Source organism: Trabulsiella odontotermitis (assembly GCF_030053895.1).
Taxonomy (GTDB): domain Bacteria; phylum Pseudomonadota; class Gammaproteobacteria; order Enterobacterales; family Enterobacteriaceae; genus Trabulsiella; species Trabulsiella odontotermitis_C.
In genome coordinates, this window is sequence record NZ_CP125781.1 from 3052498 (window position 1) to 3079353 (window position 26856).

The 26856-nt window shown below is 54.3% G+C and carries 28 protein-coding genes and 5 tRNA genes; 10 read left to right on the top strand and 23 right to left on the bottom strand.

Annotated elements, in window-relative coordinates:
- The first annotated feature begins 25 nt into the window (after positions 1-25).
- Complete coding sequence (locus QMG90_RS14605; RefSeq protein WP_283280353.1) at positions 26-844, top strand: pyridoxal phosphatase; 819 nt, start codon at positions 26-28, stop codon at positions 842-844.
- On the opposite strand, the gene modC is transcribed toward QMG90_RS14605, so the two are convergent.
- The 4 genes from modC to QMG90_RS14625 form a co-directional block, all read right to left on the bottom strand.
- Entirely contained in the window at positions 845-1903 is a 1059-nt protein-coding gene (gene modC, locus QMG90_RS14610; RefSeq protein ID WP_283280354.1) for a molybdenum ABC transporter ATP-binding protein ModC, read from the bottom strand.
- A gap of 2 nt (positions 1904-1905) precedes the next feature.
- Positions 1906-2595 carry a molybdate ABC transporter permease subunit gene (gene modB, locus QMG90_RS14615; protein ID WP_283280355.1) on the bottom strand — a complete coding sequence of 230 codons (690 nt, stop codon included), beginning with the start codon at positions 2593-2595 and terminating at the stop codon, positions 1906-1908.
- Entirely contained in the window at positions 2595-3368 is a 774-nt protein-coding gene (gene modA / locus QMG90_RS14620) for a molybdate ABC transporter substrate-binding protein (protein WP_283280356.1), read from the bottom strand. The genes modB and modA overlap by 1 nt, the downstream gene beginning before the upstream one ends.
- 169 nt (positions 3369-3537) lie before the next feature.
- The gene (locus QMG90_RS14625; RefSeq protein ID WP_283280357.1) at positions 3538-3696 is read right to left on the bottom strand and encodes an AcrZ family multidrug efflux pump-associated protein; all 159 of its coding nucleotides are present in this window, start codon (positions 3694-3696) and stop codon (positions 3538-3540) included.
- A gap of 128 nt (positions 3697-3824) precedes the next feature.
- On the opposite strand from QMG90_RS14625, the gene modE reads away from it, so the two are divergent.
- The 7 genes from modE to gpmA all read left to right on the top strand — a co-directional run bounded on the left by modE (position 3825) and on the right by gpmA (position 11588).
- The gene (gene modE, locus QMG90_RS14630) at positions 3825-4613 is read left to right on the top strand and encodes a molybdenum-dependent transcriptional regulator (RefSeq protein WP_283280358.1); all 789 of its coding nucleotides are present in this window, start codon (positions 3825-3827) and stop codon (positions 4611-4613) included.
- 76 nt (positions 4614-4689) lie between these two features.
- Positions 4690-6159: a molybdate ABC transporter ATP-binding protein ModF gene (gene modF / locus QMG90_RS14635; RefSeq protein ID WP_283280359.1), complete on the top strand. Its 1470-nt coding sequence runs from the start codon at positions 4690-4692 to the stop codon at positions 6157-6159.
- 208 nt (positions 6160-6367) lie between these two features.
- Entirely contained in the window at positions 6368-7384 is a 1017-nt protein-coding gene (gene galE / locus QMG90_RS14640) for a UDP-glucose 4-epimerase GalE (RefSeq protein ID WP_283280360.1), read from the top strand.
- A 13-nt stretch (positions 7385-7397) separates the two neighbouring features.
- The gene (gene galT / locus QMG90_RS14645) at positions 7398-8444 is read left to right on the top strand and encodes a galactose-1-phosphate uridylyltransferase (protein ID WP_283280361.1); all 1047 of its coding nucleotides are present in this window, start codon (positions 7398-7400) and stop codon (positions 8442-8444) included.
- 2 nt (positions 8445-8446) lie between these two features.
- The gene (gene galK / locus QMG90_RS14650) at positions 8447-9598 is read left to right on the top strand and encodes a galactokinase (protein WP_283280362.1); all 1152 of its coding nucleotides are present in this window, start codon (positions 8447-8449) and stop codon (positions 9596-9598) included.
- A complete protein-coding gene (gene galM, locus QMG90_RS14655; RefSeq protein ID WP_283280363.1) occupies positions 9588-10628 on the top strand; it encodes a galactose-1-epimerase in 1041 nt (346 codons plus the stop codon). Before galK ends, galM begins: the two co-directional genes overlap by 11 nt.
- 207 nt (positions 10629-10835) lie before the next feature.
- Complete coding sequence (gene gpmA / locus QMG90_RS14660) at positions 10836-11588, top strand: 2,3-diphosphoglycerate-dependent phosphoglycerate mutase (RefSeq protein ID WP_283280364.1); 753 nt, start codon at positions 10836-10838, stop codon at positions 11586-11588.
- Between the two features lie 45 nt (positions 11589-11633).
- Here the strand turns inward: gpmA and aroG are convergent, their stop codons facing one another.
- The gene (gene aroG / locus QMG90_RS14665) at positions 11634-12686 is read right to left on the bottom strand and encodes a 3-deoxy-7-phosphoheptulonate synthase AroG (RefSeq protein ID WP_283283972.1); all 1053 of its coding nucleotides are present in this window, start codon (positions 12684-12686) and stop codon (positions 11634-11636) included.
- A gap of 320 nt (positions 12687-13006) precedes the next feature.
- Between aroG and QMG90_RS14670 the strand changes: the two genes are divergently transcribed.
- Positions 13007-13381 carry a YbgS-like family protein gene (locus QMG90_RS14670; RefSeq protein ID WP_283280365.1) on the top strand — a complete coding sequence of 125 codons (375 nt, stop codon included), beginning with the start codon at positions 13007-13009 and terminating at the stop codon, positions 13379-13381.
- A gap of 114 nt (positions 13382-13495) precedes the next feature.
- The gene (gene zitB / locus QMG90_RS14675) at positions 13496-14440 is read left to right on the top strand and encodes a CDF family zinc transporter ZitB (protein ID WP_283280366.1); all 945 of its coding nucleotides are present in this window, start codon (positions 13496-13498) and stop codon (positions 14438-14440) included.
- On the opposite strand, the gene pnuC is transcribed toward zitB, so the two are convergent.
- From pnuC to cydA, 18 genes are all read right to left on the bottom strand, one after another.
- Complete coding sequence (gene pnuC, locus QMG90_RS14680) at positions 14437-15156, bottom strand: nicotinamide riboside transporter PnuC (RefSeq protein ID WP_283280367.1); 720 nt, start codon at positions 15154-15156, stop codon at positions 14437-14439. The genes zitB and pnuC overlap by 4 nt on opposite strands.
- A gap of 28 nt (positions 15157-15184) precedes the next feature.
- Entirely contained in the window at positions 15185-16228 is a 1044-nt protein-coding gene (gene nadA, locus QMG90_RS14685; RefSeq protein ID WP_283283973.1) for a quinolinate synthase NadA, read from the bottom strand.
- Positions 16229-16489: 261 nt separating this feature from the next.
- A tRNA-Lys gene (locus tag QMG90_RS14690) sits at positions 16490-16565 on the bottom strand.
- 121 nt (positions 16566-16686) lie between these two features.
- A tRNA-Lys gene (locus QMG90_RS14695) sits at positions 16687-16762 on the bottom strand.
- A gap of 148 nt (positions 16763-16910) precedes the next feature.
- Positions 16911-16986: transfer RNA gene (locus QMG90_RS14700), tRNA-Lys, on the bottom strand.
- Positions 16987-16989: 3 nt separating this feature from the next.
- Positions 16990-17065, bottom strand: a tRNA-Val gene (locus tag QMG90_RS14705).
- Positions 17066-17189: 124 nt separating this feature from the next.
- Positions 17190-17265: transfer RNA gene (locus tag QMG90_RS14710), tRNA-Lys, on the bottom strand.
- Between the two features lie 159 nt (positions 17266-17424).
- The gene (gene cpoB, locus QMG90_RS14715; RefSeq protein WP_283280368.1) at positions 17425-18225 is read right to left on the bottom strand and encodes a cell division protein CpoB; all 801 of its coding nucleotides are present in this window, start codon (positions 18223-18225) and stop codon (positions 17425-17427) included.
- A 9-nt stretch (positions 18226-18234) separates the two neighbouring features.
- Positions 18235-18750 carry a peptidoglycan-associated lipoprotein Pal gene (gene pal, locus QMG90_RS14720; protein WP_049849563.1) on the bottom strand — a complete coding sequence of 172 codons (516 nt, stop codon included), beginning with the start codon at positions 18748-18750 and terminating at the stop codon, positions 18235-18237.
- A 33-nt stretch (positions 18751-18783) separates the two neighbouring features.
- Complete coding sequence (tolB, locus tag QMG90_RS14725) at positions 18784-20076, bottom strand: Tol-Pal system beta propeller repeat protein TolB (RefSeq protein ID WP_283283974.1); 1293 nt, start codon at positions 20074-20076, stop codon at positions 18784-18786.
- A 132-nt stretch (positions 20077-20208) separates the two neighbouring features.
- Positions 20209-21399, bottom strand: coding sequence for a cell envelope integrity protein TolA (gene tolA / locus QMG90_RS14730; RefSeq protein WP_283280369.1), 1191 nt, complete (start codon positions 21397-21399; stop codon positions 20209-20211).
- A 36-nt stretch (positions 21400-21435) separates the two neighbouring features.
- Entirely contained in the window at positions 21436-21864 is a 429-nt protein-coding gene (tolR, locus tag QMG90_RS14735) for a colicin uptake protein TolR (protein ID WP_038159699.1), read from the bottom strand.
- 3 nt (positions 21865-21867) lie between these two features.
- Positions 21868-22560 (bottom strand): Tol-Pal system protein TolQ, encoded by a 693-nt coding sequence (gene tolQ / locus QMG90_RS14740; RefSeq protein ID WP_124965809.1) that lies wholly within the window; start codon positions 22558-22560, stop codon positions 21868-21870.
- Positions 22557-22961 carry a tol-pal system-associated acyl-CoA thioesterase gene (gene ybgC / locus QMG90_RS14745; RefSeq protein ID WP_049847132.1) on the bottom strand — a complete coding sequence of 135 codons (405 nt, stop codon included), beginning with the start codon at positions 22959-22961 and terminating at the stop codon, positions 22557-22559. The genes tolQ and ybgC overlap by 4 nt, the downstream gene beginning before the upstream one ends.
- Positions 22962-23110: 149 nt before the next feature.
- Positions 23111-23404 carry a cyd operon protein YbgE gene (gene ybgE, locus QMG90_RS14750; RefSeq protein WP_283280370.1) on the bottom strand — a complete coding sequence of 98 codons (294 nt, stop codon included), beginning with the start codon at positions 23402-23404 and terminating at the stop codon, positions 23111-23113.
- A complete protein-coding gene (cydX, locus tag QMG90_RS14755) occupies positions 23404-23508 on the bottom strand; it encodes a cytochrome bd-I oxidase subunit CydX (RefSeq protein ID WP_072012006.1) in 105 nt (34 codons plus the stop codon). The genes ybgE and cydX overlap by 1 nt, the downstream gene beginning before the upstream one ends.
- Before the next feature lie 14 nt (positions 23509-23522).
- Positions 23523-24662 (bottom strand): cytochrome d ubiquinol oxidase subunit II, encoded by a 1140-nt coding sequence (cydB, locus tag QMG90_RS14760; protein WP_283280371.1) that lies wholly within the window; start codon positions 24660-24662, stop codon positions 23523-23525.
- Between the two features lie 15 nt (positions 24663-24677).
- Positions 24678-26246 carry a cytochrome ubiquinol oxidase subunit I gene (gene cydA / locus QMG90_RS14765; protein ID WP_038159686.1) on the bottom strand — a complete coding sequence of 523 codons (1569 nt, stop codon included), beginning with the start codon at positions 26244-26246 and terminating at the stop codon, positions 24678-24680.
- Positions 26247-26856 lie beyond the last annotated feature (610 nt).

Genomic DNA, 26856 nt, shown 5'->3' on the forward strand with positions numbered 1-26856 from the left:
GTTCAACATCAACCTGGAATAACACATGACCTCTCGCGTGATCGCCCTTGATTTAGACGGAACTCTACTGACGCCACAGAAAACACTGCTTCCCTCTTCAGTAGAAGCGCTGAAACGCGCCAGGGAAGCGGGTTTTCAGCTTCTCATCGTCACGGGTCGGCATCACGTTGCCATTCATCCTTTTTATCAGGCACTGGCTCTCGATACACCTGCAATTTGCTGTAATGGCACTTATTTGTATGATTATCATGCAAAAAAGGTACTGGAAGCCGATCCTATGCCCGTTGATAAGGCGCTAAAGGTCATTGATCTGTTGAATGAGCATAGCATCCACGGCCTGATGTATGTCGACGATGCGATGCTTTATGAACGCCCGACCGGGCATGTTGTTCGTACCAGCAACTGGGCGCAGACGCTGCCGCCGGAACAGCGTCCGGTGTTCACGCAGGTGCCGTCACTGGCGCAGGCGGCACAGGACGTCAACGCGGTATGGAAATTTGCGCTGACCGATGAAGACATGCCGAAGCTGCGCGAGTTTGTCAGTCACGTTGAAACGTCGCTGGCGCTGGAGTGCGAATGGTCGTGGCATGATCAGGTTGATGTCGCGCGGCAGGGCAACAGCAAAGGCTACCGACTGCAACGCTGGGTGGAAGCACAGGGGTTATCAATGAAAGACGTGGTGGCTTTTGGCGACAACTATAACGACATCAGCATGCTGGAAGCCGCAGGCACCGGCGTGGCAATGGGCAACGCCGATGACGCGGTTAAAGCCCGTGCGGATGTGGTGATTGGCGATAACACCACCGACAGCATTGCCAGCTATATCTATCACCACCTGCTGTAACTACGAGGTGATCGAGACGCTCTTAATCTGCGCGTACAACCACTGGCCTAGCTTAACCCCCAGGTCATCTCTCGCCCACGGGCTGATGCGCGCCCACAGCGGGCGCCCGCCCACTTCAAGCTGCACTTCCACCTGACCGTTGTTGTCGTAACACTCCACCACTTTGGCGCGTAAAATGTTGCGGATACTGGTCTGCGTTGGCGGCTGCAGCACCAGTGACACATCAGAGGCCTGAACGCGCACACGCACGGCGGTCTGTACTGGTTTGTCGAGTTTGTTGACCCATAAATGCTGGTCGCCCAGCGCCAGCGCGGTCATCGCATAATGCGGATGGTGTTCCAGCACCGTGACTTTCAGGATGCTGCTCTGCTGCTCCTGCGGCAGCCACGGGTGCATGACGCTGCTGCTCCACACCTCTTCAAGATTACCAAACGCTTTAACGCGACCGTCTTCCAGCACCAGCACTTTATCTGCCAGATGTAATATTTCATCCAGCGAATGGCTGACGTAGAGCATGGGAATGTTGATTTCACGCGCCAGGCGTTGCAGATATGGTAGCAGCTCGCGCTTGCGTGGGATATCCAGCGACGCCAGCGGCTCGTCCAGCAAGAGTAACTCCGGCGCGGTCAGCAGCGCACGGCCAATCGCCACACGTTGTTTTTCACCACCGGACAGGCTGCCCGGCAGACGATCCAGCAACGGCGCAATCCCCAGCAGCGCCACCAGCTTGTCGAACTGCCCGGCCATGTTTTTTGCCATGCCATAGCGCAGGTTACCGCGCACTTTGTAGTGCGGAAACAGGCGTGCATCCTGAAAGATGTACCCCACGCGGCGTTTTTCCGGCGTTAAGCAGATCCCTTTTTCGACGTCATTAAGAACCCGTCCGTTGAGGACAATGCGCCCGGCTTCCGGCTGCGTTAAGCCGCTGATGGCATTGATGAGCGACGTTTTCCCCGCCCCGGAGACGCCAAATACCGCCGTAATGCCGGAGGCAGGCAGCGTTTCGTGAATGTCCAGGCGATGTGTGCCCAGCGTCTGCGTAAAGTTGAGTTCCAGCATGGTCACTTCCCTGTCCGTTCGCGGCTAAGACGCGCCAGCCATTCGGACACCAGCAGCGACACCAGCGCCAGCACGATAGAAATAATACACAGACGCGCAGCGGCGCCTTCGCCACCGGGCATCTGAATCAACGTATACATTGCCGAAGGAATGGTGCGCGTCTCCCCGGGGATGTTAGAGACGAAGGTGATGGTCGCGCCGAACTCGCCGAGGGAGCGGGCGAACGCCAGCACCGTGCCGACGATAATTCCCGGCAGCATCAGTGGCAAGGTGATAGTGAAAAAGACACGCCAGCGATCGGCGCCAAGGGTGCGCGCCGCCTGCTCAAGTTTGATGTCGACGCCTTCCAGCGCGAGACGGATCGCCCGCACCATCAACGGAAACGACATCACCGCCGCTGCCAGCACCGCGCCGCGCCAGCTAAAGGCGAAGGTGATGCCAAACCAGTCATAGAGCCAGGAACCGATAAACCCGCGTCGCCCCATGGCGATGAGCAACAAATAGCCCACCACCACCGGCGGCAAGACGAGCGGTAGATGGATCACGCTGTCGAGCAGCGCTTTGCCGGGAAAATTACGCCTGACCAACAACCAGGCCATGAAGATCCCAAAGGGCAAGCTGAAAATCACTGCCAGGGATGAAACTTTCAGGCTCAGCAGTACCGCCTGCCATTCGGGATCCGTCAATATCATCAGTGCGTCGTAAATCCGTATTGTTTAAAGATTGCAGAAGCCTGCGGCCCTTTCAGGTAATCATAAAAGGCGCTGACGGTGGCGTTTTTATGTCCATCAACAATAGCCATCGGATATTCCACTTTTTGATGTGAACTTTCAGGGAAGGTACCGACCACTTTTACCCCTTTACTGGCAACCGCATCAGAGCCGTAAACGATGCCCAGCGGCGCTTCGTTACGTTCTACCAGCGCCAGCGCACCACGCACATCTTCCGCCGGGGCCAGCTTCGGCGACAGCGTATCCCATGCGCCCAGTTTTTGCAGCGCTTCTTTTGCATAGATACCCGCCGGAACGTGATCCGGGTCGCCAACCGCCAGACGTCCGCCGTTCAGCAGGCTGGTCCAGTTCGTTTTCGCATCAATGGTGATTTTGCTCTGCGCGCTTGCTTTCGGGGCGACTACCACCAGGCTGTTGCCAAGCAGCGTTTCGCGCGTGGCAGTGTCGATGGATTTCTTATCGACGGCATAGTCCATCCACTTCTGATCAGCAGAAATGAAGAGATCGGCAGGCGCACCGGCTTCAATCTGCCGAGCCAGTGTAGAGGAAGAGGCAAATGACGAAACCACCTCGACATTTTTCTCTTTTTTGTATTCTTTAGCGATATCCTGCATTGCGTTGGTCAGAGACGCCGCCGCAAAGACCGTAATTTTTGCATCATCCGCCAGAGCATGACCTGCAACAGAAAGTGTCAGTGTTGCCCCTGCAAAAAGGCGTAACCATGTACGTGCCATTTGTAACTCCTGTGTGTGTCGTTATATACAAGCTAATATAACGACAACAGTGGGGTTTTCAAAGCGCTTACTGGTACCACAATGTGGGTAATGTGATGATTATCGGTTAAAAAGGCGGGAACCTAAAAGACAAACACCCGGCAAAACCGGGCGCTTTTCTCGAAATAATTTATTGATTCTGGTGATTCTGATGGGGGCGGTCTCTGTGACCGATACTGGAAAGGACATTAAACACTTCACCCAGACCATAGATTAACCCCAGGATGACGGCCATCACCACGGGAACCATGATTACGGCAAAGACCAGACTTTTCAACAACTCTAACATGGTCGACTCCTGATATTGTGATTCTCTTATTGTAACCTGATAATCAGGAAAAACACGCCCCTTTTGTGCGATGCCTTTAACCGCACATTCAGATGCGCCACACTCGCTTTTTTGATCAGGACTTTGTTATGCAAGCCGAAATTCTTCTTACCCTCAAGCTTCAACAACGCCTGTTTGCCGACCCGCGCCGCATCGCGTTGCTTAAGCAAATCGACCTGACCGGCTCTATCAGCCAGGGGGCGAAGAACGCCGGCATCAGCTATAAGAGCGCCTGGGACGCAATCAACGAAATGAACCAGCTCAGCGAACAGACGCTGGTTGATCGCGCGACCGGGGGTAAAGGTGGTGGCGGCGCGGTGCTGACCCGCTACGGTCAGCGGCTGATTCAGCTTTATGATCTGCTCGCGCAAATCCAGCAGAAAGCGTTTGATGTACTGAGTGATGACGACGCGCTGCCGCTCAATAGCCTGCTGGCGGCCATCTCCCGTTTTTCGCTGCAAACCAGCGCCCGCAACCAGTGGTTCGGCACCGTCACCGCACGCGATCACCACCAGGTTCAACAGCATGTTGACGTATTGTTAGCCGATGGCGAAACCCGCCTGAAAGTGGCGATCACCGCGCAGAGCGGCGAACGGCTGGGACTCGACGAAGGCAAAGAAGTGCTGGTACTGCTGAAAGCGCCATGGGTGGGCATCACCCAGGATAAACGCGTTGCCGCCGATGCAGATAACCAGTTGGCCGGGCGAATCAGCCATATTGAATGCGGTGAAGAACAGTGCGAAGTGCTGATGACGCTGCCGGACGGGCAGACGCTGTGCGCCACGGTACCGCGCGATGACGCGCAGAGCCTGGCAGAAGGTGCTGAGGTGACAGCATTTTTTAATGCAGATCGCGTGATCATCGCCACGTTGTGCTGATGCGCTCGCCTGTCATTGACATTATTTGCAGGAAAACGTATCCCTGTGCATAGTGATGCGAAAAACGGGATATATCATGTCATTGTTGCAAATTATGCAAGGCACATTTCGTCTTAGCGATACAAAAACGCTCAAAATAGAGGCCCTGACGCTCCGCGCCGGTGAAAGCTGGGCGTTCGTGGGTAGTAACGGTAGCGGTAAATCTGCACTGGCCCGCGCGTTGGCGGGTGAGCTTCCACTGCTCTCCGGCACGCGCCAGTCTGATTTTGCGCGAGTGACACGCCTGTCATTCGAGCAACTACAAAAGCTGGTCAGCGACGAGTGGCAGCGCAATAATACCGATCTGCTGAGCCCCGGCGAAGATGACACCGGTCGCACCACTGCCGAAATTATCCAGGATGAGATCCACGATCCGCAGCGCTGCGCCGTGCTTGCAGAACGCTTTGGCATTACCGCCCTGCTCAACCGCCGCTTTAAATACCTCTCCACCGGGGAAACCCGCAAAACCCTGCTTTGCCAGGCGCTGATGGCAGAGCCGGACTTGCTGATCCTCGACGAGCCGTTTGACGGACTGGATGTGGCATCACGCCAGCAACTTGCAGAACTGCTGGCGACGCTCAACGGCGAAGGCTACACCATTGTGCTGGTACTGAACCGCTTTGATGAAATTCCTGCGTTTGTACGTTTTGCCGGGGTGCTGGCGGACTGCACACTCAGCGACGTGGGCGAGAAAAAAGCACTGCTCGAACAGGCGCTGATTGCCCAACTGGCGCACAGCGAAAAACTCGACGGCATTACTCTGCCGGAACCGGATGCGCCTTCCGCCCGGTTATCACTTCCGGACGACGCCCCGCGCATTGTGCTCAATGACGGCACGGTGTCTTACAATGACAGGCCAATCATCAGCCACCTGAGCTGGACGGTTAATCCGGGTGAGCACTGGCAGATTGTCGGCCCGAACGGCGCCGGAAAATCGACACTGCTGAGCCTTGTTACCGGCGATCACCCGCAGGGTTACAGTAACGACTTAACGCTGTTTGGCCGCCGTCGCGGCAGCGGCGAAACCATCTGGGATATCAAAAAACATATTGGCTACGTCAGCAGCAGTCTGCATCTCGATTACCGCGTCAGCACCACGGTGCGCAATGTGATCCTGTCGGGCTATTTTGATTCCATCGGCATCTACCAGGCCGTGTCGGATAAGCAGCAAAAACTGGTGCAGGCATGGCTCAGCATCCTTGGGATCGACAGCCGTACCGCTGACGCGCCGTTTCATAGCCTGTCGTGGGGGCAGCAGCGACTGGCGCTGATCGTGCGGGCGCTGGTGAAGCACCCCACGCTGCTCATTCTTGATGAACCGTTACAGGGGCTGGATCCGCTGAATCGCCAGTTGATCCGCCGTTTCATTGACGTGCTGATTGGCGAGGGTAAAACGCAGTTGCTGTTCGTTTCCCACCATGCCGAAGATGCTCCGGACTGTATTACCCATCGGCTGGAATTTGTGCCTGATGGCGACGGCTACCGTTACGCCATCGGCAGACGTTAACCCCCTTCCTCAACGGAGGTATTTGCCTCCGTTTTTCAGACAAACGGCATCGTCTCTTCTCATCGCCCTTGTTTTATAATGGAAAAAAACAGCGACCCTCACAATATGTCAGGCGTGTAAACGATTCCACTAGTTTATCCCATGTCACACTTTTGACTTCTCTGTTATGCTATGTTTATTACATACCATAAGCCTAATGGAGCGAATCATGAGAGTACTGGTCACAGGTGGTAGCGGTTACATAGGAAGTCATACCTGCGTGCAATTGCTGCTGCAGGGTCACGACGTCATCATTCTTGATAACCTCTGTAACAGTAAGCGCAGCGTGTTACCGGTGATTGAACGTCTGGGTGGTAAGCAGGCCACTTTCGTGGAAGGCGATATTCGCAACGAAGCGCTGATGACGGAAGTTCTGCACGATCACGCCATTGATACGGTGATCCATTTCGCCGGTCTGAAAGCCGTAGGCGAATCCGTTACTAAACCGCTCGAGTACTATGATAACAACGTTAACGGTACGCTTCGTCTGATTTCCGCAATGCGCGCCGCGAACATCAAAAACTTCATTTTTAGTTCTTCCGCCACCGTCTACGGCGATCAGCCGAAAATTCCTTACGTTGAAAGCTTCCCGACCGGGACGCCGCAAAGCCCGTACGGCAAAAGCAAGCTGATGGTGGAACAGATCCTCACCGACCTGCAAAAAGCGCAGCCGGAGTGGAGCATCGCACTGCTGCGTTACTTCAACCCGGTTGGCGCACATCCGTCAGGCGATATGGGCGAAGATCCTCAGGGCATTCCGAATAACCTGATGCCCTATATTGCGCAGGTGGCGGTAGGTCGCCGCGAATCGCTGTCGGTGTTCGGCAATGACTACCCGACGGCAGACGGCACGGGTGTGCGTGATTACATCCATGTAATGGATCTCGCCGACGGTCACGTTGTCGCCATGGAAAAACTGGCCGGTAAACCAGGCGTGCATATTTATAACCTCGGTGCAGGCATCGGCAGCAGTGTGCTGGATGTGGTCAACGCCTTCAGCAAAGCTTGCGGCAAACCGGTGAATTATCATTTTGCCCCGCGTCGCGATGGCGACCTTCCCGCTTACTGGGCCGATGCCAGCAAAGCCGATAAAGAGCTGAACTGGCGCGTGACCCGCGATCTTGACCAGATGGCGCAGGACACCTGGCACTGGCAGTCCCGCCATCCTCAGGGCTATGCAGACTAAGGAACCACATGTAATGGAGCGCTTTAATCCCGTCGACCATCCGCATCGTCGTTATAACCCGCTGACCGGGCAATGGATCTTAGTTTCTCCGCATCGCGCGAAGCGCCCCTGGCAAGGGGCGCAGGAAACACCGGCTAAGCAGACGCTACCGGCTCACGATCCTGACTGTTTTCTTTGCCCGGGCAACACCCGCGTGACCGGGGATAAAAACCCGGACTACCCCGGCACTTATGTCTTTACCAACGATTTCGCCGCGCTGATGGCCGACACGCCCGACGCCCCGGAAAGCGACGACCCGCTGATGCGCTGCCAGAGCGCGCGCGGCACCAGCCGGGTGATCTGCTTCTCGCCGGATCACAGCAAAACGCTGCCGGAGCTGAGCGTCAGCGCGCTGGAAGAGGTGGTCAAAACCTGGCAACAGCAAACCGCCGAGCTGGGTGAAATTTATCCGTGGGTGCAGGTGTTTGAAAATAAAGGCGCGGCGATGGGCTGCTCCAACCCGCATCCGCATGGTCAGGTGTGGGCAAACAGTTTTCTGCCGAATGAAGCCGAACGCGAAGACCGCCTGCAGCGTGACTATTTCCAGCAGTACGGTTCACCGATGCTGCTGGATTATGTTCAGCGTGAACAGGCGGACGGCAGCCGCACGGTAGTGGAAACCGAACACTGGCTGGCGGTGGTGCCCTACTGGGCGGCGTGGCCGTTTGAAACGCTGCTGCTGCCGAAAGCGCATGTTCTGCGGATGCCTGACCTCAGCGACGCACAACGCAACGACCTTGCACTGGCGCTGAAAAAGCTGACCAGCCGCTACGACAACCTGTTCCAGTGCTCATTCCCTTACTCGATGGGCTGGCACGGCGCGCCGTTTACCCAGGACGAACATTCACACTGGCAGTTGCATGCCCATTTCTATCCGCCTTTATTGCGTTCAGCCACGGTTCGCAAGTTTATGGTCGGTTATGAAATGCTGGCGGAAACCCAGCGTGATCTTACGGCAGAACAGGCGGCTGAACGTCTGCGTGCCGTCAGCGATATTCATTTTCGCGAATCCGGAGAATAACAATGAGTCTGAAAGATAAAACCCAATCCCTGTTTGCTGAAAAATTTGGCTACTCTGCCACCCACGTTATCCAGGCGCCGGGCCGCGTTAATTTGATCGGTGAACACACCGACTATAATGATGGTTTTGTGCTGCCATGCGCCATTGATTACCAGACGGTGATCAGTTGCGCGGCGCGTAACGACCGTACGGTGCGCGTCATCGCCGCCGATTATGACAACCAAATCGACGAGTTCTCGCTGGACGCGCCGATTGTGGCCCACGACAGCCAGCAGTGGTCGAACTACGTGCGCGGAGTGGTGAAACACCTGCAAAAACGCGACCGCAACTTTGGCGGCGTGGATATGGTGATTAGCGGTAACGTGCCACAGGGCGCGGGCTTAAGTTCATCCGCCTCACTGGAAGTGGCGGTCGGTACCGTTCTCCAGCAGTTGTACCATCTGCCACTCGATGGCACACAAATCGCGCTAAACGGTCAGGAAGCGGAAAACCAGTTTGTCGGCTGCAACTGCGGCATTATGGATCAACTGATTTCCGCGCTCGGCAAGAAAGATCATGCCCTGCTGATCGACTGCCGTACGCTGGGCAGTAAAGCGGTGTCGATGCCAAAAGGCGTCGCAGTCATCATCATCAACAGTAATTTTAAACGTACGCTGGTCGGCAGCGAATACAACACACGCCGCCAGCAGTGTGAAACCGGGGCGCGTTTCTTCCAGCAGCCGGCACTGCGCGATGTCACGCTGGCACAGTTCAACGCCGTGGCGAATGAGCTGGATCCGCTGGTGGCGAAACGCGTACGCCACGTGCTGACCGAAAACGCCCGTACGGTAGAAGCCGCTGATGCGCTGGAAAAAGGCGATTTGCAGCGCATGGGTAAACTGATGGCCGAATCCCACGCCTCCATGCGTGACGATTTCGAAATCACTGTGCCGCAGATCGACACGCTGGTTGAGATTGTGAAAGCGGCTATCGGTGATAAAGGCGGTGTGCGCATGACTGGCGGCGGCTTCGGTGGCTGCGTCGTGGCGCTGGTGCCGGAAAATCTGGTGGAGACCGTGCAACAGGCAGTAGCCTCGCAATATGAAGCCAGAACCGGCATCAAAGAGACCTTCTACGTTTGCAAACCTTCACAAGGAGCAGGCCGTGCTGAATGAGACACCTGTGCTGGCCCCGGACGGCCAGCCCTTTCGACTACTGACGTTGCGCAATCGCGCAGGGATGATTGTCACGCTGATGGACTGGGGCGCCACGCTGCTCTCTGCCCGTATTCCTCTTTCTGACGGCAGCGTGCGTGAAGCGCTGCTCGGCTGCGCCAGCCCGGAACAGTACCCGGAACAGGCGGCCTTTCTTGGCGCCTCGGTGGGACGCTACGCAAACCGTATCGCCGACAGCCGCTACACACTGAATGATGAAACCATCGAGCTGGTACCGAGTCAGGGTGTCAACCAGCTTCACGGCGGCCCGGACGGGTTTGACAAACGTCGCTGGCAGATCCTCAGCCAGAACGATGAAGAGGTGCTGCTTACGCTGGCCTCTGACGATGGTGATCAGGGCTATCCCGGCAACCTCACCGCCCTTGCGCGGTATCGCCTGACAGACGACTGCCGGATTTCCATTGAATATCGCGCCACGGTCGATAAAGCCTGCCCGGTCAACCTGACCAACCACGTCTACTTTAACCTCGACGGGGTGCAGGGCGATGTGCGTCAGCATAAATTGCAGATCCTCGCCGATGACTACCTGCCGGTAGATGAGATGGGTATTCCGCGCGAGGGGTTGAAAAGTGTGGCGGACACCAGCTTTGATTTCCGAACGCCAAAACGCATTGCGCAGGATTTCCTCAGCGATGACGATCAGAAAAAAGTGAAAGGTTACGACCACGCGTTTCTGTTACAGGCCAAAGGTAATGTGCGCGAACCGGTAGCCCGCGTCTGGTCGCAGGATGAAAAATTGCAGCTGGCGGTATATACCACCGCGCCTGCCCTGCAGTTCTACTCCGGAAATTTTCTCGGCGGCACACCGTCGCGTGAAGCTGAGCCCTACAGTGACTGGCAGGGTCTGGCGCTGGAGAGCGAATTCCTGCCCGACAGCCCAAACCACCCGGAATGGCCGCAGCCCGACTGTATTCTGCTTCCCGGCGAGGAGTACATCAGCCTCACGGAATATCAGTTCATCCCCCGCTAATCCCGAACCCTCCTGATGGAGGGTTTTTTCATTGCAAATTGCTGAAAATAACGCCATTCGCAGACAAAATCATAACCCCGGATTCACAAGCATCTTACACTCAGGCGCTATTTTCGCTATGGTTATGGATAAGCGTTGCTGCGGGTGTCGCCCGGGCAATATAATGAGAATTGTTATCATTCAAAATAAAAGCTTGAGGAGTAGGATATGGCTGTAACTAAGCTGGTTCTGGTGCGCCACGGCGAAAGCCAGTGGAACAACGAAAACCGCTTCACCGGTTGGTATGACGTTGACCTGTCTGAGAAAGGCGTGAGCGAAGCCAAAGCGGCGGGTAAACTGCTGAAGGAAGAAGGCTTCAGCTTTGATTTTGCTTATACCTCAGTGCTGAAACGTGCCATCCACACCCTGTGGAACGTGCTGGATGAACTGGATCAGGCCTGGCTGCCGGTCGAAAAATCCTGGAAACTGAATGAGCGTCATTACGGTGCACTGCAGGGTCTGAACAAAGCGGAAACCGCTGAAAAGTACGGTGACGAGCAGGTGAAACAGTGGCGTCGTGGTTTTGCTGTGACTCCGCCTGAGCTGACTAAAGATGACGAGCGTTATCCGGGCCACGATCCGCGCTACGCGAAACTGACCGAGAAAGAGCTGCCGCTGACCGAAAGCCTGGCGCTGACCATCGACCGCGTGGTGCCGTACTGGAACGACACCATTCTGCCGCGCCTGAAAAGCGGTGAGCGCGTGATTATTGCCGCTCACGGCAACTCCCTGCGTGCGCTGGTGAAATACCTCGACAAAATGGGCGAAGATGAAATCCTTGAGCTGAACATCCCGACCGGCGTACCGCTGGTGTACGAGTTCGACGAAAACTTTAAGCCGATCAAACACTACTATCTGGGTAACGCCGACGAAATCGCTGCGAAAGCGGCCGCGGTGGCGAACCAGGGTAAAGCGAAGTAAATAAAAAAGGCCCGGTTACCGGGCCTTTTTACTGTCCATACGCGCTTAACCGCGACGGGCTTTGACCGCGTTCGATAACTGACGCAGAACGATTTCAGTATCATCCCAGCCGATGCAGGCATCGGTCACGCTCTTGCCGTAGACCAGCGGCTCACCGCTTTCCAGACTCTGATTTCCTTCAACCAGATGGCTTTCAATCATCACGCCGATGATCGCTTTCTCGCCGTTAACGATCTGCTCGCAGACATTCTGCGCGACATCCATCTGTTTTTTAAACTGTTTGCAGGAGTTGGCATGACTGAAGTCGATCATCACCTGCTCTGGCAGGCCCGCTTTTTTCAGCCCGGCTTTCACTTCTGCGACGTGCTCTGCACTGTAGTTCGGCGCTTTACCGCCACGCAGAATAATATGGCAGTCGCCATTGCCGCCAGTATTCACAATCGCGGAATGGCCCCATTTGGTGACCGACAGGAAGCAGTGCGGCGCCCCGGCGGCGTTGATGGCGTCAATCGCCACTTTGATCGTACCGTCAGTGCCGTTTTTGAACCCCACCGGGCAGGAAAGACCAGACGCCAGTTCGCGGTGCACCTGAGATTCGGTGGTCCGCGCACCGATCGCGCCCCAGCTCATCAGATCAGCAAGATACTGTGGCGTGATCATATCCAGGAACTCGCCGGCAGCAGGCAGGCCGCTGTCGTTAATCTCCAGCAGCAGTTTACGCGCGATACGCAGACCGTCGTTAATCTGGAAGCTGTTGTCCATATGCGGATCGTTAATCAGTCCTTTCCAGCCCACGGTAGTACGTGGCTTTTCAAAATAGACGCGCATGACAATTTCCAGCTCGCCTTTCAGCACGTCACGCAGCGTCAACAGGCGAGACGCATACTCTTTTGCTGCCGCCGGATCGTGAATTGAGCACGGGCCAATCACTACCAGCAGACGATCGTCATCACCGTTAAGGATCTTGTGAATCGCTTTGCGGGCATGTGAAACGGTATTCGCAGCATTTTTAGTCGCGGGGAATTTTTCAAGGAGCGCGACAGGGGGCAGTAACTCATTGATCTCTTTAATGCGTAAATCGTCGTTCTGATAATTCATCATCTTTCCAGCGTTGCCATACTTATCTAATTGAGTGCAATCCTTTCAATCTATCTTGTCGGTCAGAAAGTGTAAACGGGCTTTTACACTCAGGACGGATAATTCCTGGAATTACAGAAAAATTCGCCACAAAGTAGCGAAAAGTGAGATCGCGTCTACAATTTTTACTTTGAAACACTCTGTTTTTGCCGCTTAACAATATTCCATGCTGAGTTAAATCAGCCCAGTGGAATATTTAACCCTCTTGAGGGCGTATAGCCCTCGCGCATGCACTGTTGGAAGAAGTTATCCGACGTAACGACCAGAACAGGAGCATCTTTATGAAAATGAATAAATTAGCCTCACTTTTACTGACGGCAACCCTCTCTCTGACCAGCGGCGCAGCGCTGGCCGCCACCGGTTCGGACAGCAACGGTGATGCCAACGCGGCGGCAGAAGCCGGCCAGGTTGCACCAGACGCCCGTCAAAACACCGCGCCGAATAATGTTGATAACAACCAGATCAACAACGGCGGCACCATGCTTCATCCTAATGATTCCTCCAGTAATATGAGTCAGGAAGGGATGACCAAAGACGAAGTGCATAAAAACTCGATGTGTAAAGACGGTAAATGTCCTGACATCAATAAGAAAGTCCAGACCGGCGACGGCATCAACAACGATGTTGACACCAAAACGGACGGCACCACGCAGTAACCCTCCCCTTCTGTACCGAACCATGGAGAGCTTCGGCTCTCCTTATTTGTATGCGCAACCGAAAAAGATCTGTAATGATGACAGGCATAACATTTAAATAATCAGGACGACGTTATGGCGCACTCCCATTCGCACTCGCATTCCCCGCAACCGCAGGACGGCAACGCCCGTCGGTTACTGCTGGCTTTTGCGATTACCGCTGGCTTTATGGTCATTGAGGTCATCGGTGGCCTTATCTCTGGCTCGCTGGCGCTGCTGGCCGATGCCGGGCATATGCTGACCGATGCCGCGGCTCTGCTGTTTGCCCTGCTGGCCGTCCAGTTTGCCCGTCGCCCGCCCAATAACCGTCACACCTTCGGCTGGCTGCGCCTGACGACGCTCGCAGCGTTTGTGAATGCGATTGCCCTGGTGGTGATTACGTTTCTGATTGTCTGGGAGGCAATCCAGCGTTTTTACCATCCGCAACCGGTCGCCGGGGCGACCATGATGGTGATCGCCGTAGCCGGATTGCTGGCGAATATTTTCTCGTTCTGGATTTTGCACCGCGGCAGTGAAGAGAAGAATCTTAACGTACGCGCCGCTGCGCTGCATGTGCTGGGGGATCTGTTAGGTTCGGTCGGGGCTATCGGTGCGGCAGTCGTGATCCTGCTGACTGGCTGGACGCCGATTGACCCGATCCTGTCAGTGCTGGTGTCGTGCCTGGTACTTCGCAGCGCCTGGCAACTGCTGAAAGAGAGCGTTAACGAGCTGCTTGAAGGTGCACCACGCGCTATCGACGTTGGCGAGCTGAAGCGCAAACTGAACCGCGCCTTACCGGAAGTGCGCGACGTGCATCATGTTCATGTCTGGATGGTGGGCGAGAAACCGATCATGACACTGCATGTTCAGGTGATCCCGCCTCATGATCACGATGCGCTGCTCGATCGCATCCAGCATTTCCTCGAGCATCACTACAACATTGAGCATGCCACGATACAAATGGAGTACCAGCCCTGTAGCGGCCCGGAATGCCGTCTTAGCGAGCTGCACGCCGGGCATGGACATTCACACCATCCTTAACTCGAAAGCGCGTGAGAGCCTCGCTCACGCGCGCTGTTAATCCACATCCGGCTACCATTAAGCGCGATGAAGGTCAGCAGCAGATATTCCAGCGACATCGCGTAGACGCCCTGCAAAGCAAAAATAGCGACGCTGATGACGTTGATAATCACCCACAGCAGCCAGTTTTCGACATACTTACGAGTCATCAGGATCATCGCCACAATCGACAGCACCATCATGCAGGAGTCCCAGAACGGGAAGGCGTCAGGCTGCAGCACAGGCATGGCGACGTTCAGCCCCAGCGCCTGCATGATCGACACCGCAATCCGCGTCAGGAAAGCGAAGACCGGATCGATAAACACCGTCATCAGTCCAATCGCCACCACACATACCGCCAGCCAGGTGATCGCTTTCGGCAGCGGCAACCAGCGGATTTGTAGTTCGGCCTCATGCTGACTGGTTTGCCGCGACCACGCGTACCAGCCATAGATGTTGGCGGCGAAGAAAAAAAGCTGCAACAACAGGCTGGCATAAAGCTGGATCTGAAAGAAAATGATGGCGAACAGCGTGACGTTGATAAGACCAAAGAAGTAATTGCTGATTTTTTCGAGGCTGGCGAGCCAGATACACAATAACCCCGCCACCGTCCCGACGGCTTCTATCCACGACAGATCGTAACCGCCAGCGCCAATCGGGATGTGTACCAGTATGTTCTGCGTGCTGAAGAAATCCATTTTAAACCCCGCAAGATAACGTCAATGGTTAAGGACGAAGTGTAGCCGCAAAATCGAGCATCCGGTTGAGAGGCAGTAATGCACCTTCCCGTAACGCGGCATCGACGTGTATTTCGTGTGCCGCACCGCCGTTCTCCAGCCCTTCGGCAATCGCTTTTAAGCCGTTCATCGCCATCCACGGACAGTGCGCACAACTGCGGCAACTGGCCCCCTCGCCCGCCGTCGGCGCTTCCAGCAACTCTTTTTCCGGCACCGCCTGCTGCATTTTGTAAAAAATCCCGCGGTCGGTCGCCACAATCAGTTGCTGATGCGGAAGCGTTCTGGCAGCGGCAATCAGCTGGCTGGTTGAACCCACCGCATCGGCCATATCAACGATAGCCTGCGGCGATTCCGGGTGTACGAGTACCGCGGCGTCCGGATACAGCGCTTTCATGCGGGTCAGCGCCTGCGTTTTGAATTCGTCATGAACGATACAGGCGCCCTGCCAGCACAGCACATCGGCCCCACTCTGCTTTTGCACATAACGGCCAAGGTGGCGGTCCGGCGCCCAGAGAATTTTCTCACCCAGGCTGTCGAGATGTTCAATCAGTTCAACGGCGATACTGGAGGTCACCACCCAGTCTGCCCGCGCTTTTACCGCGGCCGAGGTGTTGGCGTAGACCACCACTGTGCGGTCCGGGTGCGCATCACAAAACGCATTAAACGCATCGCTGGGGCAACCGAGATCCAGAGAACATTCGGCCGCCAGCGTCGGCATCAGGATGGTCTTTTCCGGGCTGAGGATTTTGGCGGTTTCGCCCATAAAGCGCACACCCGCGACCAGCAGCGTTGATGCCGGATGCTTCGCACCGAAACGCGCCATTTCCAGCGAGTCAGAAATACAGCCGCCCGTCTCTTCCGCCAGTTGCTGAATTTCAGGATCGGTATAGTAATGCGCCACCATCACCGCATCGCGCGCTTTCAGCAGACGTTTGATTTTCTCACGGTAGAAGTGCTTTTCCTCGAGGCTCAGCGGCGCAGGTTTCGGCGGAAAAGGATAAATGGCGGTTTCGGGGTCAAACATTACGCTCATCATGCAATCTCGTTTTACAGGCTTAACAAAATGCCGTTATAGCCGCAGAGTTACAGCTCCTGACGGCTTCTGTGTTTTGTATGCTAAACAAGATAGCAGATTGTGCATGTCGGGGGTATATCGCAGATAGCAAAAAAGCGCCTTTAGGGCGCTTTTCTACACTGGTGGGTCGTGCAGGATGACTCGGCTTCGCCTCGCCCTTCGGGCCGTTGCTGCGCAACGTTATCCTTCACGTTTTACCATCGCTATCTACCTAACGATTGGTGGGTCGTGCAGGATTCGAACCTGCGACCAATTGATTAAAAGTCAACTGCTCTACCAACTGAGCTAACGACCCCTTGCGGGATTGTTCTTCGAAGTGGTGGGTCGTGCAGGATGACTCGGCTTCGCCTCGCCCTACGGGCCGTTGCTGACGCAACGTTATCCTTCACGTTCTCTACCAGTGACCACCTTTGGAATGGTGGGTCGTGCAGGATTCGAACCTGCGACCAATTGATTAAAAGTCAACTGCTCTACCAACTGAGCTAACGACCCCTGCGGGTCATGACTTCGAAGATAATTTTTTACTCGGAACCACACTAAGTGGTGGGTCGTGCAGGATGACTCGGCTTCGCCTCGCCCTTCGGGCCGTTGCTGCGCAACGTTATCCTTCACGTTTTACCATCGCTATCTAGCTAACGATTGGTGGGTCGTGCAGGATTCGAACCTGCGACCAATTGATTAAAAGTCAACTGCTCTACCAACTGAGCTAACGACCCGAGTGGTGGGTGATGACGGGATCGAACCGCCGACCCCCTCCTTGTAAGGGAGGTGCTCTCCCAGCTGAGCTAATCACCCGATACTACGCTGGATATTGCTAAGTGGTGGGTCGTGCAGGATGACTCGGCTTTGCCTCGCCCTACGGGCCGTTGCTGACGCAACGTTATCCTTCACGTTTTACTATCGCTATCCACCTAACGATTGGTGGGTCGTGCAGGATTCGAACCTGCGACCAATTGATTAAAAGTCAACTGCTCTACCAACTGAGCTAACGACCCACTTGCGCTGCTTCGGAGATGTTTGATATCCCTCGGCAACGGCGGCATATATTACTGGTTTAAGATTTCAGCGCAACAAAAATTTCGATGAAGATCACTTAACTGCTTACGTTTCAGGCGACACGACCAGAAAAAACACGATTCCTGGTCATGCCGTCATCATTGCAGCGATCCGAGACGTTTTTGCGCCAGTTTTGCGCCTTCGGTACCAGGATACTTGCTGACCACTTGCTGGTAGACCGCTTTCGCTTTTGCCGTGTCCCCTTTGTCCTGCATGATCACGCCGACCTTGTACATCGCGTCAGAGGCTTTGGGTGATTTCGGGTAGTTTTTTACGACAGAAGCAAAATAATAGGCGGCATCATCTTTTTTACCCTTGTTGTAATTCAACTGACCGAGCCAGTAGTTGGCGTTCGGCTGGTAGGTTGAATCTGGGTATTTTTTGATGAAGTTCTGGAAAGCCGCGATCGCGTCGTCCTGGCGAGAGGAATCCTTCACCAGCGCAATAGCCGCATTGTAATCGGTATTGGCGTCACCGCTTTGCACCGGTGCGCCTGACGTGGCCGCGCCAGCCGCAGGCGCTGTGGTGGATGCGCCAGCATTGCTGCTTTGATCGCCACCTGTCTGCTGCGTTTGCGTTGCCGCGCCGCCGCTGGTCAGGCTGTCAATCTGCAGCTGCACTTGTTTCTGGCGTTCAATCACCTGATTCAGCTGGTACTGACTCTCCTGGATCTGTCCGCGGAGGGCGTCAATATCGGCCTGGTTATCAGAAACTTGTTGCTGGAGTTGGGTTAAAAGTTGGCTGTGAGCATTGGAAATACGCTCGAGTTGAGTCACGCGGTCTTCGACCGAGCCTGAGCCGACACTACTGATTGGTGCCTGAGCAAAAGCGGCCCAGGGGGCCGCTATTCCAACCAGTAACGACAGACTCAACAGGTGATGTCTGAAGTTACTGTTCATACGATTCTCTTAGTAAACCAGTACGGCGCGACGGTTTTTAGCGTAAGCCGCTTCGTCGTGACCCAGTACTGCAGGTTTTTCTTTACCGTAAGAAACGATGGAGATCTGATCAGCAGAAACGCCTTTACCCTGCAGGTACATCTTAACGGCGTTAGCACGACGCTCGCCCAGGGCGATGTTGTACTCCGGAGTACCACGTTCGTCCGCGTGACCTTCTACGGTGACTTTGTAAGAAGGGTTGCTACGCAGGAAGTTCGCGTGTGCGTCCAGCATTGCAGCGAATTCAGAACTTACATCGTACTTGTCGAGACCGAAGTAAACGATGTTGTTCTGCTGCAGCTGTTGCATCTGCAGACGAGCCTGTTCTTCAGAAGACATGTTGCCGTTAGCATCCATACCAGTGCCGGCGCCCATCATGCCTTCGCCGCTCTGGTCGTTGCTGGCGTTCTTGTTGGAAGAACATGCCGCGATTGCCATTACCGGCAGAGCCAGCATCAGTCCTTTCAGCACTTTGTTCAGTTGCATTTCTTTGATTCCTATATAACTAATTATTTATTATTACAGATACGGAGACCAGGCAGGGAATTTGACCTGTCCATCAGTCGCCGGAAGACGCGCTTTGAAACGCCCATCTGTAGAAACCAGGTTCAGCACGGATCCCATCCCCTGAGAAGAGCTGTAGATAACCATAGTGCCGTTAGGTGCCAGACTTGGCGTTTCATCTAAAAACGTTGACGACAGAACCTGCACGCCACCCGCTTCCAGATCTTGTTTGGCAATGTGTTGCTGACCATTGGCCGAGCTTACCATTACCATAAATTTACCGTCAGCGCTCACATCCGCATCCTGGTTTTGATTACCTTCCCAGGAAATACGCTGCGGAGTACCACCATTAACGTTGACTTTATACACCTGCGGACGACCGGCCTGGTCAGACGTGAAGGCCAGATTCTGGCTGTCCGGGAACCAGCTTGGTTCGGTGTTGTTGCTGCGACCGTTAGTCACCTGACGGATCTGACCAGAGCCGATATCCATCACATACAGGTTCAGGCTACCGGTTTTAGACAGCGCAAACGCCAGTTTGCTGCCATCTGGCGAGAACATCGGCGCACCGTTGTGCTGCGGGAAAGAAGCAACCTGACGCACGGCGCCGTTTGCCAGCGTCTGGATAACCAACGCAGAACGACCGCTTTCGAAGGTGACGTAAGCCAGTTTAGAACCGTCAGGAGACCATGCCGGAGACATCAGCGGCTGCGGAGAGCGGTGTACCACGAACTGGTTGTAACCATCGTAGTCAGAGACGCGCAGTTCGTACGGGAACTGGCCGCCATTGGTCTGTACTACATAAGCGATGCGGGTACGGAACGCGCCTTTAATGCCAGTCAGTTTTTCGAATACTTCGTCACTGGCAGTATGGCCAGCATAACGCAGCCATTGCTTGTTCACTTTGTAGGAGTTTTGCGCCAGTACGGTGCCCGGGGCACCGCCAGTGTCAACCAGCTGATAAGCGACGTTGTAAGAACCGTCCGGGTTAGGCGTTACCTGCCCGATAACGACAGCGTCAATCCCCAGCGCGGACCATGCGGCAGCCTGGACTTCCTGCGCGGACCCCGGTTGCTGAGGCAGGCGAGAACGATCTAATGGATTGAATTTACCGCTGTTGCGCAGGTCAGCCGCAACAATACCACCGATATCTTCAGGTGCAGCTCCCGGACCAGCCCACTGGAAAGGCACAACGCCAATCGGACGCGCCGAGTCCACCCCCTGGGTGATCTCGATACGTACTTCTGCGTGCAGCGCCGCTGCCCACAGCATCAGAAAACCAAATGCTACTCGTAATGCCTGCTTCATCATATCTCCCTTATCCGGATACAAAATCCACGATAATTTAGCAGAATGTTAACAAACTCAAATACACAAGACTACCAAAACCCTGAGACTACCGTAGTTTGTTTTTCCCCCATCATCATAGAGAGAAATCCATTAAGGTTTGAAGTCCAGCGGCGCATTCTTGAATACTTCATATACAGCCTGTGATGGCGGTTTTGGATACTTCGCCTGACGGGCTGCGGAGAGCGCAGCGCTACAAAGCGCAGGATCGCCACCTTCAGACTGGATATCCAGAAGCATGCCATCTGGCGCCAGTTTGATACGTAATGTACATGTCTTACCGGCGTAAGAGGAAGCATCATAAAAACGGCTTTCGATCGCTGCTTTTATCTGCCCGGCGTAGTTACTGATATCCGCCCCTGATGCACCGTTATTTTTATTGTTACCGCTTCCGGCTGGTGAAGCATTGTTCCCTTTCGCTCCTCCGCCAGTTTTCGGCGCATTCTTACCTGAACTCAGGTCACCGAAAAGATCGTCAACATTGGCTTCCGATGCTTTTGCTGCCGCGGCAGCTTTTTTCGCCGCGGCCGCTTTGGCGGCTTTGTCAGCGGCGGCCTTCTCTGCTGCTGCTTTTTTCTCAGCGGCAGCGGCTTTGGCTGCAGCCGCTTTTTCGGCGGCAGCTTTCTCAGCGGCAGCCTGCTTAGCCTCAGCGGCGGCTTTCTTCTCCGCGTCCTGCTGCGCTTTTTTCGCGGCTTCTGCTTCTGCTTTTTTCTTCGCATCGGCAGCGGCTTTTGCTGCTTCGGCTTCCGCTTTCTTCTTGGCGTCAGCGGCGGCTTTTGCCGCATCTGCTTCGGCTTTCTTCTGTGCGTCGGCAGCAGCTTTCTTCGCCGCATCAGCCGCCGCTTTGGCGTCAGCTTCCGCTTTGGCTTTAGCATCTGCAGCCGCTTTCGCCGCCGCTTCTTCAGCCTGCTTTTGCTTCTCCTGCGCGCTCTTCGCCGCTTCCTGTGCTTCTAAACGTTCTTTTTCCAGTTGCTTCAGACGTTCCTGCTCAGCGGCCTGCTTCTCACGCAGCTCTTCCGCCTGCTGCTGCGCCTGTTTATCTCGCTGCTCCTGAGCACGTCTGGCGCTGGCCTGTTGCTGCTGCTGCCGGTCGTAGTTCTGAACGACCGCACCGGGATCAACCATCACGGCGTCAATGGCTGAACCACCGCCGCCGCCAGCAGAAGCATCTATATGCTCATCGAACGAACTCCAGATCAGCAGTGCGATCAATATGATATGCAGCACTACTGAAATGATGATCGCGCGTTTAAGCTTGTCGTTTTGTTCGATTGCCTTCGACACTCTCGGTTCCCAAAAACTTTGTACCTGTTTCACCGGTTAAATCGGTTGGGTCATTAAACCGACCGACTTCACACCGGCGCTATGTAACAGGTTCAGCGCTTTAATAATTTCATCATATGGCACATCTTTTGCGCCACCGATTAAGAAGACCGTTTTCGGATTCGCCTCAAGACGACGCTGCGCTTCAGCAACAACCTGCTCCGGCGGCAATTGCGGCATCTTTTCCTGGCCAACGTTCACGCTGTACTGACCCACGCCAGAAACCTCAACGATAACCGGGGGATCGTCATTGGTGCTGACCGTTTGCGAATCCGTCGCATCAGGCAGATCCACTTCCACGCTCTGCGTGATGATTGGCGCAGTCGCCATGAAGATCAGCAGCAGCACCAACAACACATCCAGCAGCGGAACAATATTAATTTCGGACTTCAGTTCGCGACGTCCGCGTCCACGTGCTCTGGCCATGGCTTACCCCTTGTTGCTCTCGCTGCTGGTAAACGCCTGACGATGCAGAATCGCGGTGAACTCTTCCATAAAGTTGTCGTAGTTCAATTCCAGTTTGTTGACGCGCTGATTCAGGCGGTTATACGCCATGACCGCAGGAATGGCGGCAAACAGACCGATTGCGGTAGCAATCAGCGCTTCTGCGATACCCGGCGCAACCATTTGCAGCGTGGCCTGTTTCACCGCGCCGAGCGCGATAAAGGCGTGCATGATCCCCCACACGGTACCAAACAGACCGATGTACGGGCTGATGGAGCCGACAGTGCCGAGGAACGGGATATGGGATTCCAGCGTTTCCAGTTCACGGTTCATGGAGATACGCATCGCACGCGACGCCCCTTCCACGATAGCCTCTGGCGCATGGCTGTTAGCACGATGCAGCCGGGCAAACTCTTTGAAACCGCTGTAGAAAATTTGTTCGGAGCCGGTCAGGTTATCGCGACGCCCCTGACTTTCCTGATACAGGCGAGAAAGCTCAATACCAGACCAGAATTTGTCTTCAAACGCTTCGGCCTCACGCCCTGCCGCATTCAGAATGCGGGTACGCTGAATAATAATAGCCCACGAGGCGATTGAAAAACCAATCAAAATCAACATGATAAGTTTAACCAGAAGGCTAGCCTTCAGGAACAAATCAAGGATGTTCATGTCAGTCACTGCTTAAACTCCGCGACAATAGACTTGGGAAGCGCACGAGGCTTCATTAAGAGAGGATCAACACAGACAATCAAAACTTCTGCCTGGTTAAGCAGTTGATTCTCCGCGTTGACGATCCGCTGCGTGAAAACCAGTGAGGTTCCGCGCATCGATGTTATTTCCGTTTGGACTTCGAGCATGTCGTCGAGTCGGGCGGGCGCAAAATACTCCAGCGTCATTTTGCGTACCACGAAAGCTACGCGCTCGGCCAACAGCACCTGCTGGCTAAAGTGATGGTGGCGCAGCATCTCGGTGCGTGCTCGCTCATAAAAAGCGACGTAGCTGGCATGGTAAACCATACCACCGGCATCGGTGTCTTCGTAATAGACACGTACCGGCCATCGAAATAGCGTTGTATTCACTTTACATCCCGGTAATGCAAAAAAGTTTAGAACATTTAAACTTCGCTACTATACGCGCGGCAAACGTGCTTTGGAATGGGTGTAAGTAAACGGAGAGTAAATTTTTATGGGCCTGCGTCAGCCCATAAAAGATTGCGGAGGATTCTTAATCAGGCGAAGAAGAAAATCAGCCCGGCGAGCAAGAGCAGATCGGCGATCAGCGGGCAGAAAATGCCCTGCCAGTGAAGGGCTTTCGGACGGAAACCGACGCCGTGGATAACCCCTGCACACACCGCCCACATCAGCAGTAAACCCTGCCAGATGGAAAGCGCGCTGGTTTTCGCTGCAAAGCGTGTCGGGTCCCAGAACATGCAGCCCGCCAGCACCAGCGCCATCAGTAAGGAAAGGGCCCTTAACGGGCCCTTGTCCATTACCGCATATAACATTGCGATAACACTTTTCATTAATGATCTTCTTGTCCGGATTCAACATGCTCCAGAGCCAACGCGGTGACCACCCCAAAGGCACAAGCCAGAAGCGTCCCCAGAATCCATGCAAAGTACCACATAATTTGCTCCTTACTTAGTACAGAGAGTGGGTGTTGCTTTCGATATGTTCTTTGGTGATGCGACCAAACATCTTCCAGTAACACCAGATGGTGTAAGCCAGAACAATCGGAACGAAGATGATCGCAACGTAGGTCATCAGGTTCAGCGTGATATGGCTGGAGGTTGCATCCCACATGGTCAGACTGGCGTTCATCATCGTGCTGGACGGCATCACGAACGGGAACATCGCCACACCGGCAGTCAGAATAATGCAGGCCAGCGTCAGCGACGAGAACAGGAACGCCCAGGCGCTTCTGTCCATCCGCGCAGTCAGAATGGTCAGCAGCGGCAATACCACACCCAGAGCCGGAATCAGCCACAGGACAGGCGCGCTGTTAAAGTTCACCATCCACGCACCCGCTTCACGCGCCACTTCTTTCGTCAGCGGGTTAGAGGCTGCGGAATGGTCGATGACGGATTTAACCACATAGCCGTCAATACCGTAAACCACCCAGACACCTGCCAGCGCGAAGCAGACTAACGTGACCAGCGCAGTGACCTGTGCGGTCGCTTTAGTACGCAGATGCAATTCGCCAACGGTGCGCATTTGCAGATAGGTCGCGCCCTGCGTCAGGATCATTGCAACGCTGACAATCCCTGCCAGCAGGCCAAACGGGTTCAGCAACTGGAAGAAATTACCGGTGTAATAAAGGCGCAGATACTCGTCCACGTTGAACGGTACACCCTGCAACAGGTTGCCGAACGCCACGCCAATCACCAGCGGCGGCACGAAGCTGCCGAGGAAGATGCCCCAGTCCCACATGTTACGCCAGCGGTTGTCTTCAATCTTCGAGCGGTAGTCGAAACCGACCGGACGGAAGAACAAGGACGCCAGGACCAGGATCATCGCCACATAGAAGCCAGAAAACGCTGCGGCATAGACCATCGGCCAGGCCGCAAACAACGCGCCACCGGCGGTGATCAGCCACACCTGGTTACCGTCCCAGTGCGGAGCGATTGAGTTGATCATGATTCGACGCTCGGTGTCATTACGACCGAGGATACGGGTGAGCATGCCCACCCCCATGTCGAAACCGTCCGTGACGGCAAAGCCAATCAGCAGTACACCGACCAGCAGCCACCAGATAAAACGTAATACTTCATAATCGATCATTTGATGACTCCTGTCTTAGCGTGCCGGCTGAGTCGTCGAAAGCGACTGCTCATAGTGATAGCGACCGGTTTTCAGGCTGCTTGGGCCAAGGCGCGCGAACTTAAACATCAGATAAAGTTCAGCCACCAGGAACAGGGTATACAAGCCGCAGATCAGGATCATCGAGAAGAGAATATCGCCTGCGGTCAGCGACGAGTTCGCCACTGCCGTCGGCAACACTTCACCGATAGCCCACGGTTGACGGCCATACTCGGCGACGAACCAGCCCGCTTCTACGGCAATCCACGGCAGCGGAATACCATAGAATGCGGCGCGAAGGACCCATTTCTTATCACCAATGCGGTTACGAATAACGGCCCAGAAGGACGCGGCAATGATGATCAGCAACAGGAAGCCACACGCCACCATGATACGGAAGGCGAAGTACAGCGGCGCCACGCGAGGAATGGAATCTTTCGTCGCCTGCTTGATTTGCGCATCCGTCGCATCCGCTACGTTCTCTGTATAGCGCTTGAGCAACAGGCCATAGCCCAAATCTTTTTTCACGCTGTTGAACTGATCGCGGACCGCCTGATCGGTGGAACCCGCGCGCAGCTCTTCCAGCAGTTTGTAAGCGGTCATCCCGTTACGGATACGGTTTTCATGCTGCACCATCAGGTCTTTCAGACCGACAACGGGTGTATCCACGGAACGGGTCGCGATGATCCCCAATGCATAAGGAATTTGAATCGCGAAACGGTTTTGCTGTGCGTCCTGATCGGGAATACCGAACAGTGTAAAGGCTGCTGGTGCAGGCTGTGTTTCCCATTCAGCTTCAATAGCGGCGAGTTTGGTTTTTTGTACGTCGCCCATTTCGTAGCCGGATTCATCACCCAGCACAATAACGGACAGGACCGCCGCCATACCGAAGCTGGCTGCAATGGCAAAGGAACGCTTGGCGAAGGCGAAGTCACGACCTTTCAGCATATACCAGGCGCTGATACCGAGGATGAACATCGCCCCGGTGACATAACCTGATGCCACGGTGTGAACAAACTTCACCTGAGCAACCGGGTTCAGCACCAGCTCAGAGAAGCTCACCATTTCCATACGCATGGTTTCGAAGTTGAAATCCGAGGCGATCGGGTTTTGCATCCAACCGTTCGCGACAAGGATCCACAACGCGGAGAGGTTAGAACCCAGCGCAACCAGCCAGGTTACCGCCATATGCTGGACTTTGCCCAGACGGTCCCAACCAAAGAAGAACAGACCTACAAAGGTGGATTCGAGGAAGAACGCCATCAGACCTTCAATGGCCAGCGGCGCACCGAAGATATCGCCCACGTAGTGAGAATAATAAGACCAGTTCGTTCCGAACTGGAACTCCATGGTCAAACCGGTGGCAACACCCAGAGCGAAGTTGATCCCAAACAACTTGCCCCAGAACTTAGTCATATCTTTATAAATCTGTTTGCCGGAAAGGACATACACGGTTTCCATGATGGCCAGCAGGAACGCCATACCGAGCGTCAGTGGCACAAACAGGAAGTGGTACATCGCGGTCAAGGCAAACTGTAAGCGCGACAGTTCGACTATATCTAACATCTTGACTCCTTGCTCATCGCATGAAGACTCCGAGAATGAACCCGTCTGAGCGGTTCACACACATGCCCCAATACAATTAATTTGTATCCAACGTCGTTGCTGAGTTCCTGCAAGAGGAAACGACAATCATTAAAGGTTACAAACACGTTAATAAAAAAACCAATTTGATCCGTAATTATATTACGCCGCAAAACCCTCACAATAAACAGGTTTTTACAGTAAAAAATTTACGTTTTTCGACATTGATCAATTTATAGCTTGAACACCATATTTCCACCAGATTGATCTGCGACAATTTACCCATTTTCAGGAAATTTTCCAATCTTTAAACATTGATTTATATCAATTCGCATGGATTTTGTTAATGGTGTTTAGCATCAGTAAATCACGTATGTTTATTGTTAAGAGTATGTAGCGGATAAGAGATTCGTCGTTACGGAGAGGCAAAGAATATATTTCAGAAAAGATTATTGTTTAATGTCGTGCCCCCTTGCTCTGCCCTGTTCAGAAAATAATTAATGTTAACGGATTCACATTATTTTTATCTTTATGAGTGTCCTGATTAACACCACGGCCTAATTATCACAAAAAAAAGAGCCACGCATGGCGT

Bases quoted from the DNA above. Each gene is read 5' to 3' on its own strand.
- zitB (WP_283280366.1), top strand. From the start codon at position 13,496: ATGGCGCACTCCCATTCGCACTCGCATTCCCCGCAACCGCAGGACGGC.
- QMG90_RS14670 (WP_283280365.1), top strand. From the start codon at position 13,007: ATGAAAATGAATAAATTAGCCTCACTTTTACTGACGGCAACCCTCTCT.
- modC (WP_283280354.1), bottom strand. From the start codon at position 1,903: ATGCTGGAACTCAACTTTACGCAGACGCTGGGCACACATCGCCTGGAC.
- galK (WP_283280362.1), top strand. From the start codon at position 8,447: ATGAGTCTGAAAGATAAAACCCAATCCCTGTTTGCTGAAAAATTTGGC.
- tolB (WP_283283974.1), bottom strand. From the start codon at position 20,076: ATGAAGCAGGCATTACGAGTAGCATTTGGTTTTCTGATGCTGTGGGCA.
- pal (WP_049849563.1), bottom strand. From the start codon at position 18,750: ATGCAACTGAACAAAGTGCTGAAAGGACTGATGCTGGCTCTGCCGGTA.
- modA (WP_283280356.1), bottom strand. From the start codon at position 3,368: ATGGCACGTACATGGTTACGCCTTTTTGCAGGGGCAACACTGACACTT.
- galT (WP_283280361.1), top strand. From the start codon at position 7,398: ATGGAGCGCTTTAATCCCGTCGACCATCCGCATCGTCGTTATAACCCG.
- modE (WP_283280358.1), top strand. From the start codon at position 3,825: ATGCAAGCCGAAATTCTTCTTACCCTCAAGCTTCAACAACGCCTGTTT.
- cydA (WP_038159686.1), bottom strand. From the start codon at position 26,246: ATGTTAGATATAGTCGAACTGTCGCGCTTACAGTTTGCCTTGACCGCG.
- cydX (WP_072012006.1), bottom strand. From the start codon at position 23,508: ATGTGGTACTTTGCATGGATTCTGGGGACGCTTCTGGCTTGTGCCTTT.
- cydB (WP_283280371.1), bottom strand. From the start codon at position 24,662: ATGATCGATTATGAAGTATTACGTTTTATCTGGTGGCTGCTGGTCGGT.
- cpoB (WP_283280368.1), bottom strand. From the start codon at position 18,225: ATGAACAGTAACTTCAGACATCACCTGTTGAGTCTGTCGTTACTGGTT.
- tolR (WP_038159699.1), bottom strand. From the start codon at position 21,864: ATGGCCAGAGCACGTGGACGCGGACGTCGCGAACTGAAGTCCGAAATT.
- ybgE (WP_283280370.1), bottom strand. From the start codon at position 23,404: ATGAAAAGTGTTATCGCAATGTTATATGCGGTAATGGACAAGGGCCCG.
- nadA (WP_283283973.1), bottom strand. From the start codon at position 16,228: ATGAGCGTAATGTTTGACCCCGAAACCGCCATTTATCCTTTTCCGCCG.
- QMG90_RS14625 (WP_283280357.1), bottom strand. From the start codon at position 3,696: ATGTTAGAGTTGTTGAAAAGTCTGGTCTTTGCCGTAATCATGGTTCCC.
- modF (WP_283280359.1), top strand. From the start codon at position 4,690: ATGTCATTGTTGCAAATTATGCAAGGCACATTTCGTCTTAGCGATACA.
- pnuC (WP_283280367.1), bottom strand. From the start codon at position 15,156: ATGGATTTCTTCAGCACGCAGAACATACTGGTACACATCCCGATTGGC.
- QMG90_RS14605 (WP_283280353.1), top strand. From the start codon at position 26: ATGACCTCTCGCGTGATCGCCCTTGATTTAGACGGAACTCTACTGACG.
- aroG (WP_283283972.1), bottom strand. From the start codon at position 12,686: ATGAATTATCAGAACGACGATTTACGCATTAAAGAGATCAATGAGTTA.
- gpmA (WP_283280364.1), top strand. From the start codon at position 10,836: ATGGCTGTAACTAAGCTGGTTCTGGTGCGCCACGGCGAAAGCCAGTGG.
- galE (WP_283280360.1), top strand. From the start codon at position 6,368: ATGAGAGTACTGGTCACAGGTGGTAGCGGTTACATAGGAAGTCATACC.
- modB (WP_283280355.1), bottom strand. From the start codon at position 2,595: ATGATATTGACGGATCCCGAATGGCAGGCGGTACTGCTGAGCCTGAAA.